A 14,664-nucleotide genomic window follows, 5' to 3' on the forward strand; every position below is an offset into this window, starting at 1 on the left:
GCGGACCGGTGATTTCGCCGATGCGCGCCGCGCCGAAGGCATCGATGCTGACCCATGTCGATGTAATTCCGGCGCAAGGAGTGACCGACGTGCCCACCACCATCCGTTCCCGTACCCCCGTCCGTGCCCTGGCCCGGTTCGCCGTGGCGGCGCTGCTCGCCACCGGCGGCGCGCTCGCCGCCCCGGTCGCGGCGAGCGCCGCCAGCCCCTACGAGCGCGGCCCGGCGCCCACCAGCGCCATCCTGGAGGCCAGCCGCGGCCCGTTCGCCACCTCGTCGATCAACGTCTCCTCGCTGAGCGTGACCGGCTTCGGCGGCGGCGTCATCTACTACCCGACCAGCACCGCCGAGGGCACCTTCGGCGCGGTCGCCATCTCGCCCGGCTACACCGCCTCCTGGTCCAGCCTGAGCTGGCTCGGTCCGCGGATCGCCTCACACGGCTTCGTGGTGATCGGCATCGAGACCAACACCCGGCTGGACCAGCCGGCCAGCCGGGGCCGGCAGCTCCTGGCCGCGCTGGACTACCTGACCGAGCGCAGCTCGGTGCGCGGCCGGATCGACTCGTCCCGGCTCGCGGTGGCCGGTCACTCGATGGGCGGCGGCGGCAGCCTGGAGGCCGCGGCGGCCCGGCCGTCGCTGCAGGCCGCCGTTCCGCTGGCGCCGTGGAACCTGGACAAGACCTGGTCCGATGTACGGGTGCCGACGCTCATCATCGGCGGCGAGACCGACAGCGTCGCGCCGGTGGCGACCCACTCGATCCCGTTCTACAACAGCATCCCGGCGTCCTCGGAGAAGGCGTACCTGGAGCTGGACGGCGCGAGCCACTTCTTCCCGCAGACGACGAACACGCCGACGGCGAAGCAGATGGTGGCCTGGCTGAAGCGGTTCGTCGACGACGACACCCGCTACGAGCAGTTCCTCTGCCCCGGCCCGAGCGGGTCGGCGATCCAGGAGTACCGCAACACCTGCCCCAGCGCCTGAGCCCGTCCGCTTCCGGGGTGGTCGTCGCGACGACCACCCCGGCAGCATGTCTGCCTCTTTTCCGACGGGTTGCCCATCTGTGACACTGCATGCATGCTTTCTGCATCGACAGTGCATATTGCTCTGCGGGGCCGGGACGACGAGTGCGACGCGATCCGCCGGCTCCTCGACCGGGACTCCGGCGGCGCGCTGCTGTTCCACGGGCCGCCCGGCGCCGGCCGCAGCGCCCTGCTGGCGTACGCCCGCCGGTGGGCGACGGGACGCACGGTGCTCACCGGCGCCGGCCTGGCCGACGAGTCGACGCTGCCCTACGCCGGCCTGCACCGCCTGCTCGACCCGGTGCTGGACGCGGACACCGCACTGCCGGTGCGGCAGCGCCGGCTGCTGCGCCGCGTGCTCGGCGGCGACGGCTGCCCGGCCGACCAGCGGCTGGCCCTCGCCGCGGCGGTCCGCTCCCTGCTCGCCGCCGTGGCCGCGGACCGGCCGCTGCTGTGCACGGTGGACGACCTCGACATCGGCGACCGGCAGAGCGCCTGGACGCTCGCCGTCGTGGCGCGCCGGCTGCGCCGGCTGCCGGTGGCGGTGCTGCTGACCGCCACCGCCCCGGCCACTGTCGACGGCGTGCCGGCGCACCGGCTGCGCCCGCTGGACGTCGACGAGTGCCACGCGATGCTCACCGACCGGGGGCACCGGCCGTCCGCGCCGGTGGCCGCCGCGCTGGCCACGCTCAGCGGCGGCAGCCCGGCGGCGCTGGCCGACCTGGCCGGCAGCCTCACCCCGGCCCAGTGGCGGGGCGAGGCGCCGTTGCCCGGCACGCCGCCGGTGGACGGCGCGCTCGCCGCCGCGTACCGGGCCCGCCTGGACCGGCTGCCGGCGCCGACCCGGCGGATGGTGCTGCTCGCCGCGCTCGACCACGCCGCCGACCCGGGCACGCTGGTACGCGCCGCCTGGTCCGCCGGTCTGACCGTGGAAGCGCTCGCCCCCGCCGAGGCGGCCGGGCTGCTGCGGACCGGGCCCGGCGGGGTGACGTTCCCGCACCCGCTCGCCCGCACGATGATCACCGCCGTCGCGCCGCTGGCCGACCTGCGCGCGGCGCACCTGCTGCTGGCCGGCACGCTCGCCGGCGGCCCGCTGGGCCGCGCGCTGCGCCACGCCACCGCCCCCGACTGCCCGGCCGACGTGCTCGCCGCCGAACTGACGGCGGCGGTGGACGGGGCGTCCGACCGCGCCGCCGCGGCCGCCGCGCTGCGCCGCGCCGCCGAGCTGACCGCCGATCCCGGGCGGGCCGCCGAACTGACGGTGGCGGCGGCCCGCTGCGCCTGGACCGCCGGCGACCCGGACCAGGCCCGGGGGCTGCTACGGCACCTGACCGCCGCGCCGCCCGCACAGGACCGGGCCGACCTGCTCCGTGGCGAGATGCAGCTGCGCTGCGACGCGCCCGCCGCCGCAGTCGCCACGCTGCTGGCCGCCGCCGACGCGGTCGCGCCGGCCGACCGGCGCTCCGCCCTGCTCGCGCTGGTCCGCGCGGGCGAGGCCATCTGCGTCACCGGCGACCAGTTCCGCTACGCCGAGGTGGCCCGCCGCGCGGAGGCGCTGCGGCGGCCCGGCGACCCGCCCGACCTGGACCTGCTGGCCACCTTCGCGGTGGGCGTCGGGGCGACCCTGCGCGGCGACCACGCCCGTGGCGGTCCGGCGCTGCGCCGGGTCGTCGTCCTCGGCGGCCGGCTGTCCGGGCCCGCGCTCACCCCGGGCGCGCTGGTCTGCGCCGCCGCGGCGGCGCTGCTGGTGGCGGTGGACGGGCCCGCGCACCGGCTCGCCGGCCGGGCGGTCGACGTGGCCCGCTCGCGCGGCGAGCTGTCCCTGCTGCCCCGGGCGCTGGAGCTGCGCGCCGTCGCCGAGTACTGGCTGGGCCGGCACGAGGCGGCGGCGGAGACCGCCCGCGAGGGCGTGCGCGCCGCCCGCGACACCGGCCAGCACGCCTGCGCCCAGGTGCACCTCGGCATCCTCGCGGTGCTGGCCGCGGTACGCGCCGACCGGGCCGGCGCGCTGGCCCGGATCGCCGAGATCGGTGACGGGGCCGCGCCCGGGAGCCGGCCGGACGCGTACGCCAGGTGGGCGCTCGGTGTGCTGGACCTCATCGACGGCCGGTACGCCGACGCGGTCGCCCGGCTGTCCACGCTGGCCCGCACCGGCACCGGGCGGGGGCAGGTGCTGGTGCAGGTGATGGCCACGCCGTACCTGGTGGAGGCCGCCGCCCACGACGGCGGGCGCCCGGCCGCCGCGCTCGCCGTGTTCGACCACTGGGCCAGCAGCACGGCTAGCCCGTCGCGGCGGGCCCTGGCGGCGCGCTGCCGCGCGCTGCTCGCGCCCCGGGGCGGCCCGGAGGCCGAACGGGAGTTCCACGCGGCGCTGCGGCTGCACCCGGCCGACACCGACCGGTTCGAGCGGGCCCGCACCGAACTGCTGTTCGGCCGCGAGCTGCGCCGCCGGCGCCGCCCCCGCGACGCCCGGGCCCACCTGCACCGGGCGCGGGAGACGTTCACAGTGCTCGGCGCGACCGTCTGGGCCGACAGGGCGGGCGAGGAGCTGCGCGCGGCGGGGGAGTCGGTCGGGCCGGCGCCGAACGGCCCGGAGCAGTTGCTGACCGGGCAGCAGCTGCACATCGCCCGGTTGGTCGCGCAGGGGGCGACCAACCGGGAGATCGCCACCCGGATGTCGTTGTCCACCCGGACCGTCGACCACCACCTGCGCAACGTGTTCCACCGGCTGGGTGTGCGCTCCCGCACCGAACTGGCCCGCCTGCTGGCCTGACCACCGGCCGCGCCGCGCCGCGACCGTCGTCGGGCCGGGCCGCAGGCACGTCGCGCCGCGCCGGCCCCGCGACCGGCACGCCGTGACCGTGCACACCCGCCACCCCTCCCCACCCCCGGTCGCGGAGAGTCACGGGAGTGTCCGGCGAGGCGTGCGCACATGGCCGCCTTTGCTCTGCAGCCGCGGACGCATCGATCACTGACAGTGCTCGTTCGGGATCTTGCCGAAATCGGGCTGACCGTCCGGGCCGCAGGTCAGTGCAGTGATGCGCCAATGGCTGCAGAGCAAAGGCGGCCGAAAGGCCTGCCTGCCCGACCCCGACGCTCTCACGCTCGGTGAGGTCGACGCAGAGTGAGTCAGGTGGGGAATCCGTCTGCCGGCTGCGCCGGTCGCACGGCATCAGCACGCTCCCGACCGTCGTGCGCGCCGTCCCGGCGGCGTCACCGGGGCCGGACCTCCGGCGGGTCGACGGTGACGAGGTGGTGACGCGGGCTGCGGCAGGGTCGCGGCACGACGACGGCACGGTTCGAGGGGGCTGCATGATCAGGACGATGCTCCGGCTGCGCGCGCGCCCCGGGTGCGAGCCCGCCGTCGGGCCCGCGTTCGAGACCGTGGCGGGGCAGCTCGGCGCGCTGGCCGGCAACCTGCGGCACGAGCTGCTGCGCGACGCCCTCGACCCGCGCGGCTTCGTCGTCGTCACCGAATGGGCCGACGAGGCGGCGCTGAGCGCGTACCGGCGCGGGCCGGTGGCGGCCCGCCTGGCCGGCCTGCTCCAGCCGCTGACCGAGCCGGCCGACGGCCCCGGCTACCCGCTGCTGCGCGAGACCGGGGACGGCGAGGGCCCGGTCTACGTGGACGTCGAGCTGACCGTGCCGCGCGACCGGCTCGCCGAGTTCCACCGGGGCTACCCCGAGGTGGTACGGCGGATGACCGCGATACCCGGCTACCGCCGCGAGCAGCTGCTGCGCGAACCCGGCTCGGACATCCACCACATCTTCGCCGAGTGGGACGGCGCCGCGCCGTTCCTCGCCTGGATCAGCGACCCGGCCCACGCCTCCGCGCAGGCCGGACCGATCGCACCGTTCCTTCTCGACATCCGGCGCCGCCTGTTCCACGTCGTGCCCGACGCGGACGGCAGCAGTCACCCCACCACGGGCTGGGAGGCCGACGTGCACAGGACAACAGACGTACTCGTCGTCGGGGCGGGGCCCACCGGGCTGACCGCCGCCGTCGAACTGGCCCGGCGGGGCATCGACTGCCTGGTGATCGACAAGCAGGCCACCCCGCCCGGCCACGCCGACAAGGCGATCGGCGTGCACTGCCGCACCATGGAGATCTGGGAGGAGCAGGGCGTCGTCCGGGAGGCCATGGACGCCGGCATCTGGCTCACCGGCAACATGGTGTTCGTCAACGGCGCGCAGACCCACCGGATGAGCTGGGAGCTGCCCGGCCTGCCGTACGCCCACCTCGGCCTGCCGCAGTACGAGACCGAGCGCATCCTCACCGACCGGCTCGCCGCCCTCGGGGTGCGCCCGCGGCGCGGCGCCGAACTCGCCGACCTCACCCAGGACGCCGACGGCGTGACCGCCACCGTCCGCACCGCCGACGGTGGCACCGATACGGTACGCGCCCGGTACGTCGTCGGCGCCGACGGCGCGCACAGCCGCGTCCGGGAGCAGCTCGGGCTCACCTTCACCGGCGGGCTCGGCCGGTTCCCGCAACTGTTCATGCTGGTCGACGTCGACGTGAACTGGGACATGCCGGACGGGCACCTGCTGCGGTTCCTGCACATGACCGACGGGCAGATGGACGGCATGCTCGTCTGCGTACCGCTGCGCGGCGAGCACCGCTACCGCATAGCCACCCTCGCCCCGCCCCGGTTCTTCGCCCAGACCGGCGGACGCGACGCCCCGCCCGGGTTCAGCGAGGAACTCGACGAGCCCACCATCGAAGACGTGCAGGCCGCGCTGGACCGCCTCGCGCCACCCGGCACCCGGGCGAGCAACCTGCGCTGGTCGTCGGTGTTCCGGATCAGCCACGGCATCGTCGACCGCTACCGCGACGGCCGGATCTTCGTCGCCGGGGACGCCGCCCACCTGCACCCCCCGGCCGGCGGCCAGGGCATGAACACCGGCATCCAGGACGCCTGGAACCTGGCCTGGAAACTCGCGCTCGCGGTACGCGGGCTCGCCGCGCCCGGACTGCTGGACAGCTACGAGACCGAGCGGCGGCCGGAGGGCGAGGAGATCGTCGGCCGAGCGGTACGGATGGCCGGCACCGAGGAGGTGGACCGCGCCGACCTGGAACGGCAGTTCCTCCAGGAGATGTCCATGCTGCTCAGTTACGCCGGCAGCCCGCTGGTCGGGGAGACCGTCGCCGACCCGGCCGCGCTCGGCGACGCGCCCCGCCCCGGCGACATCGCGCCCGACGTCGACGGGCTGCGCCGCCGCGGCGTCGGCCACCCGCTGCGCCTGCGTGACCTGACCCGGGGCACCCGGCACACGCTGCTGCTCTACGCCGACCGCACGGCCGGCGCGGAGGAACTCGCCGCGTTCACCGGCCTGTGCGCCGACGCGCGGCGGCTCGCCGGCGGGGAACTCGACGCGTACCTGCTGCTCGACCCGGACGCCGACGAACCGCGACTGCTGGACCCGCCGGTGGTGCGCGACGCCGAGCGCCGCTTCCGCGCCGGGTACGGGCTGGACGGCACCGGCCTGTACCTGATCCGCCCGGACGGGCACGTCGGCTTCCGGGGCGCGCCGGTCGACCCGGACGCGCTGCGCAAGCACCTGCACCTGGTGTTCGGGAGCGCGCGGTGAGCCGGGTCCGGACCGTGCTGGCGATGCGGACCCGGGAGGGGTGCGCGGAGCGCTTCGAGGCCGAATGGCTCAGCGCCGCCGAACAGATCCGCACCCTGGACGGCTGCCTGCACCAGGACCTGGTCCGTGACGCCGACGACCCGCGCAGCTACCTGGTCATCAGCGACTGGGCCGACCGCGAGCGGCTGGACGCGTTCGGCCGCAGCGAGCAGCGCGACCGGCTGCTGCGCGTCATCCGGGAGCTGCGCGAGTCCGCCGACCGGCACACCTACCAGGTGCTGCACAGCGTGGCCGGCGAGCCGGGGGAGGGGCGATGACCGACGACGTGATGCCGGCGAGCGAGCTGTACACCGACTCGTTCGCGGCCGACCCGTACCCCGCGCTGGCGCGGCTGCGCGCCGAGCGGCCGGTCTGCCCGGTCGGCTCGCCGCGCTTCGACTCCTGGCTGATCACCCGCTTCGACGACGCCCGCACCGCGCTGACCGACCCGCGCCTGTCCAAGGACCTGTACGGCCCGGACCAGCACTACCTGAAGATCTTCGGCCCGAACTCCGAGGGCCTGAACCGCAACATGCTCAACTCCGACCCGCCGGAGCACACCCGGCTGCGTCGCGTGGTGTCGCAGGCGTTCGCGCCGCGGCGGATCGAGGCGCTGCGCCCCCGGGTGGCGTCGATCGTCGACCAGCTGATCGACAAGATGGCGCTGCACGGCGAGGCGGACCTGATGCACGAGTTCGCCATCCCGCTGCCGATGACTGTCATCTGCGAACTGCTCGGCGTGCCGCCGGCCGACCACGACCGGGTGCTCGACTGGACCCAGGTCATCCGCACCTCCGGCTCCACCAGCCGGCCGCCGGCGCAGGAACGGGCCGCGGTGCAGGAGGCCCAGTTGCGGCTGCACCACTACCTGGCCGGGCTGGTCCGGGCCAAACGCGACGACCCGGCCGACGACATCATCGCCGCGTTGATCCGGGCGGTCGACCAGGACGGGACGCTGTCCGAGGCGGAACTGGTCACCACCACGTTCCTGCTGCTGTTCGCCGGGCACCAGACCACCGCCGACTTCCTCGGCAACGCGGTGCTGGCGCTGCTCACCCACCCCGAGCAGATGGAACTGCTGCGCGCCACGCCGCGCCTGCTGCCGGCCGCGATCGAGGAACTGCTCCGGTTCGACGGGCCGCTGCCTGTGGCCAGCCCGCGCATCGCCACCGAGGACGTCGACTACCAGGGCGTACGCATTCCGCGCGGCGCGATCGTCGGAGTCGCGATCAACGCGGCCAACCACGACCCGGCGCACTTCGCCGACCCGGACCGGCTGGACCTGCGCCGCGTCCGGGGCCCGCACCTCGGATTCGGGCACGGCGTCCACTACTGCCTGGGCGTCTCGCTGGCCCGGATGGAGGCCGAACTCGCGCTCGGCGCGCTGCTGCGCCGGCTGCCCGGACTGCGCCTGGGCGTGCCGCTCGCGCAGGTGCGCCGGCTCCCCGCCGCCTCGCCGTTCCGCGGCCTGCTGGAACTGCCTGTCACCTTCACCGCCTGACGGCGCCGCCGCCTCGCGCCGCCGCCCCCGTCGCAATCATCAAGGAGCAGTCATGGTCTTCCGCAACGTGATCGTCTGTCACATGGTCCCCGGCAGCGAGCAGATCGTCGGCGACGTGTTCGGCCACTACGACCAGGCCACCCGGCCGCAGGACCTGGGCGTCATCGGCCGGTACCTGCTGTCCCACCACGACCTCTACCTGCACGTGATCGAGCGGGAGCAGGACCCGCGGATCTCCGGGCAGACGCGCGGGCTGCCCGCCTTCCAGAAGATCGCCGAGGAGATCGGCCCGTACGTGACCCCGTACCCGCGCTACTGGAAGAACCCGTCGGACTCGGTGGCGAAGGAGTTCTACCACTGGGCGCCCGAGGGCGAGCCGCCCGCCGACACCACGCTCACCGTCATCGTCGGGCGGATCAAGCCCGGCGCCGAGCCGGACGTGGCGCGGGTCTTCGCCGAGTCCGACGCCGGGTCGCTCCCGGCCGACCTCGGGGTCACCGGCCGCTGGCTCTACTCGATCGACGACGTCTACGTGCACCTGCTGGAACAGGAGACGTCGGCGGCCGAGGCCACCCGCGACCGGCACGGCGACAAGCCCGCCTTCGGCAAGGTGATGCAGGACCTCGGCCCGTACATCGAGCCGTACCGGCCGGAGAAGTGGCAGGGCCCGCAGGACTCCCTGGCCACCGTCTTCTACCGCTGGCAGGCCCAGGACTGAGCACGCCTCCGCGCTCCCGCCCTCCGGGTGGCGGGAGCGCGGAAACGCCGCCCCCGCGACCGGCCGTACGCCAGGCTGGTGCGGGGGTGCCGGGTGCCGACGAAGGAGATCGTCCAGCACGTCGGGGCGCTGCTGGACCTGGCCGGGGTGCTGGTGATCGCGGTCGGTGTCGCGGTCGCCACAGTCGTGTTCGCGGTGCGCTGCGCCCGGACCCGGCAGGTGGTGGCGCACTACCGCGCGTACCGGCAGGGGGTCGGCCGGGCCATCCTGCTCGGCCTGGAGTTCCTGGTCGGCGGCGACATCATCCGGACCGTCGCGGTGTCGCCCACGTTCACCAGCGTCGGCGTGCTGGCGCTGATCGTGCTGGTCCGTACGTTCCTCAGCTTCTCCCTCGAGGTGGAGCTGGACGGCCGGTGGCCCTGGCAGGGCCGCCCTCCGGCGGACCGGCCGAGCGTCGGCGCCCGCCCCCAGCGCTGATCGCCCGTCACGTATTACCCCCAGGGGGTATGGTGGTCGGCGGAGGTGACGCCCGATGGAGCACTCACCCGCTCACCACGGCGACCACGGCACCGATCATGGCGGCGGCGCGCACGCCGGGCACGACCCGGAGCAGTTCCGCCGCCGATTCTGGCTGAGCCTGGCGCTGACCCTGCCGATCGTCGCCACCAGTCACATGGTGATGGACTGGTTCGGCTACTCGCTCGAGTTCCCCGGCGTGCGCTGGGTCGGCCCGGTGCTCGGCACCGTGGTCTTCCTCTACGGCGGCTGGCCGTTCCTCACCGGCGGCCTGCGTGAGCTGCACGAACGTACCCCCGGCATGATGCTGCTGATCTCGATGGCGATAGTCGTCGCGTACCTCGCCTCGGCCGCCACCAGCATCGGCCTGTTCGACCTGGACTTCTGGTGGGAGCTGGCCGCGCTGGTCACCATCATGCTGCTCGGCCACTGGCAGGAGATGCGGGCGGTCGGGCAGGCACGCGGCGCGCTCGGCGCCCTCGCGGCGCTGCTGCCCGACGACGCCGAGCGCCTGGACGACGCCGGGCGGCCGCATCCGGTGCCGGTCGGCGAGCTGCGGGTGGGCGACCTGGTGCTGGTGCGCCCCGGCGGACGGGTGCCGGCCGACGGGCGGATCGTCGAGGGCGCCGCCGAGCTGGACGAGTCGATGATCACCGGCGAGTCGCGGCCGGTGGCCCGCGCCGCCGGGGACCGGGTGGTCGCCGGCACCGTGGCCACCGACTCCACCCTCCGGGTACGCGTCGAGGCGGTCGGCGCGGACACCGCGCTGGCCGGCATCGGGCGGCTCGTCGCCGAGGCGCAGGCCTCCGGCGGGCGCGCACAGGTGCTCGCCGACCGGTTCGCCGCGCTGCTGTTCTACCTGGCGGCGTTCGCCGGCCTGGCGACGTTCGCGGTGTGGGCGCTGCTCGGCGACCCCGACCAGGCGGTGGTACGCACCGTGACGGTGCTGGTGATCGCCTGCCCGCACGCGCTCGGCCTGGCGATTCCGCTGGTGGTGGCGCTGTCCACAGCGCTGTCGGCCCGCGCCGGCATCCTGGTCAAGGACCGGCTCGCGCTGGAGCGGATGCGCACCGTCGACACCGTCCTGTTCGACAAGACCGGCACGCTCACCACCGGCCGGCACACGGTGACCGGAGTGGCCGCCACCGGGGGGCTGGACTCCACGGCCGCCCTGGCCCTGACCGGCGCGGTCGAGGCCGACAGCGAGCACCCGCTGGCCCGCGCGCTCGTCGCCGCTGCCGACGCGCGGCCGACGTCCGACGCCGGGCCGACGTCTCCCGGGCCGACGTCTCCGACCGGGTCCGACGCCGAGCCCGGCCCGGCGCGTCCGGTCGCGCGCGGCTTCCGGGCGCTGACCGGCCGGGGCGTGCGCGCCACGGTGGACGGCGTGGACTGGGCGGTCGGCGGGCCGGCCCTGCTGCGCGAGCTCGACGCCCCGGTGCCGGACGACCTGGCCCGGGCCGCGCAGGAGTGGTCGGGCCGGGGCGCCGCGGTGCTGCACCTGGTCCGCCTGCCCGAGGGCGGGCCGCCGGAGGTGACCGCCGTGTTCGGGCTGGAGGACCAGGTCCGCCCGGAGGCGCGGGCCGCCGTGGCCGAGCTGCGCGACCTCGGCGTACGCAAGATCGTGATGATCACCGGCGACGCGCGCCCGGTGGCCGAGGCGGTCGCCGCCGACCTCGGGTTCCGGCCCGGCGTCGACGAGGTCTTCGCCGAGGTGCTCCCGGCCGACAAGGACAAGGCGGTCGCCGAGCTGCGCGGTCGGGGACTGACGGTGGCCATGGTCGGCGACGGCGTGAACGACGCCCCGGCGCTCGCGCGCGCCGACGTCGGGCTGGCCATCGGCGCCGGCACCGACGTGGCGATCGAGTCCGCCGGGGTGGTGCTGGCCGGCTCCGACCCGCGCGGCGTCGGCGGCGTGATCCGGCTGTCCCGCGCGTCGTACCGGAAGATGCGGCAGAACCTGGCCTGGGCGGCCGGCTACAACGTGGTCGCGATCCCGCTGGCCGCCGGTGTCCTCGCCTGGGCCGGGATCGCGCTCAGCCCGGCGCTGGGCGCGGTGCTGATGTCCGCCTCCACCATCGTGGTGGCGCTCAACGCTCAACTGCTGCGCCGGGTCCGGATCACCCCGGCCGACTGACCCGCAGTTCCGGTTCCCGAGCCGCCTTGAGATTCGCGGATGCGAGCCACCATGCCCCTTCCAGCTTGCACCTGCGGGTCGCTAGGGTGAGCGCGTGACGGTGTTCCGGATCGGTGAGGCAGCCGAACTGCTCGGGGTCAGCGCGGACACGGTCCGCCGCTGGATCGACGCCGGCAAGCTGCCGGCCACCCGCGACGAGCACGGTCACCGGGTGCTCGACGGCGCCGACGTCGCAGCGTTCGTCCGCGCTCCCGGCCACCCCGAGCTGTCCTCGGCCCGCAACCGGCTGCGCGGCATCGTCACCGCCGTGGTCAAGGACACCGTGATGGCCCAGGTGGACATCCAGGCCGGGCCGTTCCGGGTGGTGTCGCTGATGAGCCGCGAGGCTGTCGACGACCTCGACCTCCAGGTCGGCGCCGTCGCCGTCGCCGTGATCAAGTCGACCACCGTCGTGGTCGAGCGAGCCACCCCCAGGGGAAGGACCAGCCCGTGACCGTACGGTGGATTCGCGCCGCCCTCGCCGGCGCGCTGGTGGCGGCGCTCGGCCTGACCGGCTGCGGCGACGCGGACGCCCCGGCCGGACCCGACGGCGCCGGCCCGGTGACGGTGTTCGCCGCCGCCTCGCTCACCGAGTCGTTCACCCGGCTCGGCAAGGACTACGAGGCCGCGCACCCGGGCCGTACCGTCCGATTCAACTTCGGCGGCAGCTCCGGGCTCGCCACCCAGATCACCCAGGGCGCGCCCGCCGACGTGTTCGCCGCCGCGTCCCCGGCCACCATGAAGACGGTCACCGACGCCGGTGACGCCGCGGGCGAACCGGTGGTGCTGGTCCGCAACCAGCTCGTCGTGGCCGTACCCCGAGGCAACCCGGCCCGGGTCGGCGGCCTGGCCGACCTCGCCCGCCCCGGCGTCAAGGTGGCGCTCTGCGCCGAGCAGGTGCCCTGCGGCGCCGCCGCGCGCACCGCGCTGGACGCGGCGGGTGTGCGGCTCACGCCCGCCACGCTCGAACAGGACGTCAAGGGCGCGCTGGCCAAGCTGCGCCTCGGCGAGGTCGACGCGGCACTGGTCTACCGCACCGACGTCCGCGCCGCCCCCGGACTCGACGCGGTCGAGTTCCCCGAGTCGGCGCGTGCGGTGAACGACTACCCGATCGTGGTGCTGCGCGCCGCCGGCAACCCGGCCGGCGCTCGCGCCTTCGTCGACTTCGTCCGCTCCGACGCCGGGCTCGCCGTGCTCACCGCCGCCGGGTTCCAGGCGCCGCCCGGCGCATGAGCCGCACGGTACGCCGGCAGCGGGTGCCGATCGCCCTGCTCGTGCCCGCCGGGCTGGGACTGGCCTTCCTCGTCCTGCCGCTGGCCGGTCTGCTGCTGCGAGCCCCCTGGACGACGCTGCCCGGGCGGCTGACCGAACCGGGTGTGCTCACCGCGCTGCGGCTGTCGCTGGTGACCGCCACCGTCGCCACGCTGCTCTGCGTGGCGCTCGGCGTACCCCTGGCGTGGCTGCTGGCCCGCGTGGAGTTCCCCGGGCGGCGGCTGGTCCGGGCGCTGGTCACCGTGCCGCTGGTGCTGCCGCCGGTAGTAGGCGGCGTGGCGCTGCTGCTGGTCTTCGGCCGGCGCGGGCTGATCGGCTCGTGGCTGGACGAGACGTTCGGCGTGACGCTGCCGTTCACCACCGCCGGGGTGGTGCTGGCCGAGGCGTTCGTGGCCATGCCGTTCCTGGTCATCGCCGTCGAGGGGGCGCTGCGCGGCGCCGACCCCCGGTACGAGGAGGCCGCCGCCACGCTCGGCGCCGGGCGGTTCACCACGTTCACCCGGGTCACGCTGCCGCTGGTCGCCCCGGGCGTGGCGGCCGGGGCGGTGCTCTGCTGGGCCCGCGCGCTCGGCGAGTTCGGCGCCACCATCACGTTCGCCGGCAACTATCCGGGCCGCACCCAGACCATGCCGCTGGCTGTCTACCTTGCGCTGGAGACCGACCTGCAGGCCGCGATCGTGCTGAGCCTGATTCTGCTCACCGTCTCGGTGGTCATCCTCGCCGCCCTGCGCGACAAGTGGGTCGGCAGCACATGACCGCGCTGCTGGACGCGCATCTGGCCGCCGAGCGGGACGGCTTCAGCCTCGACGTGCGGCTGCGCATCGCCGCCGGTGAGGTGGTGGCGCTGCTCGGCCCCAACGGCGCGGGCAAGACCACCGCGCTGCGGGTGCTCGCCGGGCTGCACCCGCTCACCGCCGGGCACCTCACGCTCGACGGCGCCGACCTGGACCGGCCGGACCGCCGGATGTGGACGCCGCCGGAACGGCGGCCGGTCGGCGTGGTGTTCCAGGACTACCTGCTGTTCCCGCACCTGAGCGCGCTGGACAACGTGGCGTTCGGGCCGCGCCGCCGGGGCGCCGACAAGCGGGCCGCCCGCGCCCGTGCCCAGGAGTGGCTGGACCGGGTCGGCCTCGGCGACCAGGCCCGGCGCCGGCCCCGGCAGCTCTCCGGAGGGCAGGCGCAGCGGGTCGCGCTCGCCCGCGCGCTCGCCGTCGACCCGGCCCTGCTGCTGCTCGACGAGCCCCTGGCCGCGCTCGACGCGCGGACCCGGCTGGACACCCGCGCCGAACTCCAGCGCCACCTCGGCGCGCATCCCGGCGCGACGCTGCTCGTCACCCACGACCCCCTCGACGCGCTGGTGCTCGCCGACCGGCTGGTCATCGTGGAGCACGGCCGGGTGGTGCAGGAGGGTGACGCCGCCACCGTCACGGCGCGGCCACGCACCGACTACGTGGCCCGGCTGGTCGGCCTGAACCTGCACCGCGGCCGCGCCGACGGGCACACGGTCACCGTCGGTGAGCTGGCACTCACCACCGCCGACACCGTCCACGGTGACGTGTTCGTCGCCTACCCGCCGGCCGCTGTGGCGCTGCACCCGTCCCGGCCCGAGGGCAGCCCGCGCAACGTGTGGGCGGCCACCGTCACCGGCGTGCAGCGCCACGGCGACAACCTGCGCGTGCAGCTGGCCGGCCCGGTCGAGGTGGCCGCCGACGTCACGCCCGCCGCCGCGGCCCACCTCGGGCTGATCCCCGGTCGGCCGGTCTGGGCGGCGGTCAAGGCAGCGGAGACGCGCGCCTATCCGGCGTGACAAACACCGCTGGTCGCGGCATGTG

Annotated in this window: 12 protein-coding genes; all 12 read left to right on the forward strand. The window is 75.5% G+C overall.

The window, feature by feature from the left end; translation table 11 throughout:
- The first annotated feature begins 89 nt into the window (after positions 1–89).
- Positions 90–980: a lipase gene (locus tag O7542_RS08090; RefSeq protein WP_043330042.1), complete on the forward strand. Its 891-nt coding sequence runs from the start codon at positions 90–92 to the stop codon at positions 978–980.
- Positions 981–1,073: 93 nt separating this feature from the next.
- Positions 1,074–3,791 (forward strand): LuxR family transcriptional regulator, encoded by a 2,718-nt coding sequence (locus tag O7542_RS08095; protein ID WP_281605973.1) that lies wholly within the window; start codon positions 1,074–1,076, stop codon positions 3,789–3,791.
- 539 nt (positions 3,792–4,330) lie between these two features.
- Positions 4,331–6,610, forward strand: coding sequence for an FAD-dependent oxidoreductase (locus tag O7542_RS08100; protein WP_281605974.1), 2,280 nt, complete (start codon positions 4,331–4,333; stop codon positions 6,608–6,610).
- Positions 6,607–6,927, forward strand: a complete 321-nt coding sequence (locus O7542_RS08105) for an antibiotic biosynthesis monooxygenase family protein (RefSeq protein ID WP_043323424.1) — start codon at positions 6,607–6,609, stop codon at positions 6,925–6,927. Before O7542_RS08100 ends, O7542_RS08105 begins: the two co-directional genes overlap by 4 nt.
- Positions 6,924–8,150, forward strand: coding sequence for a cytochrome P450 (locus O7542_RS08110; protein ID WP_281605975.1), 1,227 nt, complete (start codon positions 6,924–6,926; stop codon positions 8,148–8,150). Before O7542_RS08105 ends, O7542_RS08110 begins: the two co-directional genes overlap by 4 nt.
- A 52-nt stretch (positions 8,151–8,202) precedes the next feature.
- Complete coding sequence (locus O7542_RS08115; RefSeq protein ID WP_043323429.1) at positions 8,203–8,868, forward strand: TcmI family type II polyketide cyclase; 666 nt, start codon at positions 8,203–8,205, stop codon at positions 8,866–8,868.
- Between the two features lie 93 nt (positions 8,869–8,961).
- Positions 8,962–9,345 (forward strand): DUF1622 domain-containing protein, encoded by a 384-nt coding sequence (locus O7542_RS08120; protein ID WP_113972909.1) that lies wholly within the window; start codon positions 8,962–8,964, stop codon positions 9,343–9,345.
- 55 nt (positions 9,346–9,400) lie between these two features.
- Complete coding sequence (locus O7542_RS08125; protein ID WP_281605976.1) at positions 9,401–11,521, forward strand: heavy metal translocating P-type ATPase; 2,121 nt, start codon at positions 9,401–9,403, stop codon at positions 11,519–11,521.
- A 94-nt stretch (positions 11,522–11,615) separates the two neighbouring features.
- Positions 11,616–12,014 (forward strand): MerR family DNA-binding transcriptional regulator, encoded by a 399-nt coding sequence (locus tag O7542_RS08130; protein WP_043323433.1) that lies wholly within the window; start codon positions 11,616–11,618, stop codon positions 12,012–12,014.
- On the forward strand, positions 12,011–12,793 hold the full coding sequence (gene modA, locus O7542_RS08135; RefSeq protein ID WP_281605977.1) for a molybdate ABC transporter substrate-binding protein: 783 nt from the start codon (positions 12,011–12,013) through the stop codon (positions 12,791–12,793). The genes O7542_RS08130 and modA overlap by 4 nt, the downstream gene beginning before the upstream one ends.
- Positions 12,790–13,587 (forward strand): ABC transporter permease, encoded by a 798-nt coding sequence (locus tag O7542_RS08140; RefSeq protein WP_064445678.1) that lies wholly within the window; start codon positions 12,790–12,792, stop codon positions 13,585–13,587. Before modA ends, O7542_RS08140 begins: the two co-directional genes overlap by 4 nt.
- Complete coding sequence (locus O7542_RS08145; RefSeq protein ID WP_069088485.1) at positions 13,584–14,639, forward strand: ABC transporter ATP-binding protein; 1,056 nt, start codon at positions 13,584–13,586, stop codon at positions 14,637–14,639. The genes O7542_RS08140 and O7542_RS08145 overlap by 4 nt, the downstream gene beginning before the upstream one ends.
- The last annotated feature ends 25 nt before the right edge of the window (positions 14,640–14,664 follow it).

It is taken from the genome of Micromonospora sp. WMMC264 (assembly GCF_027497275.1).
Classification (GTDB): domain Bacteria; phylum Actinomycetota; class Actinomycetes; order Mycobacteriales; family Micromonosporaceae; genus Micromonospora; species Micromonospora chalcea.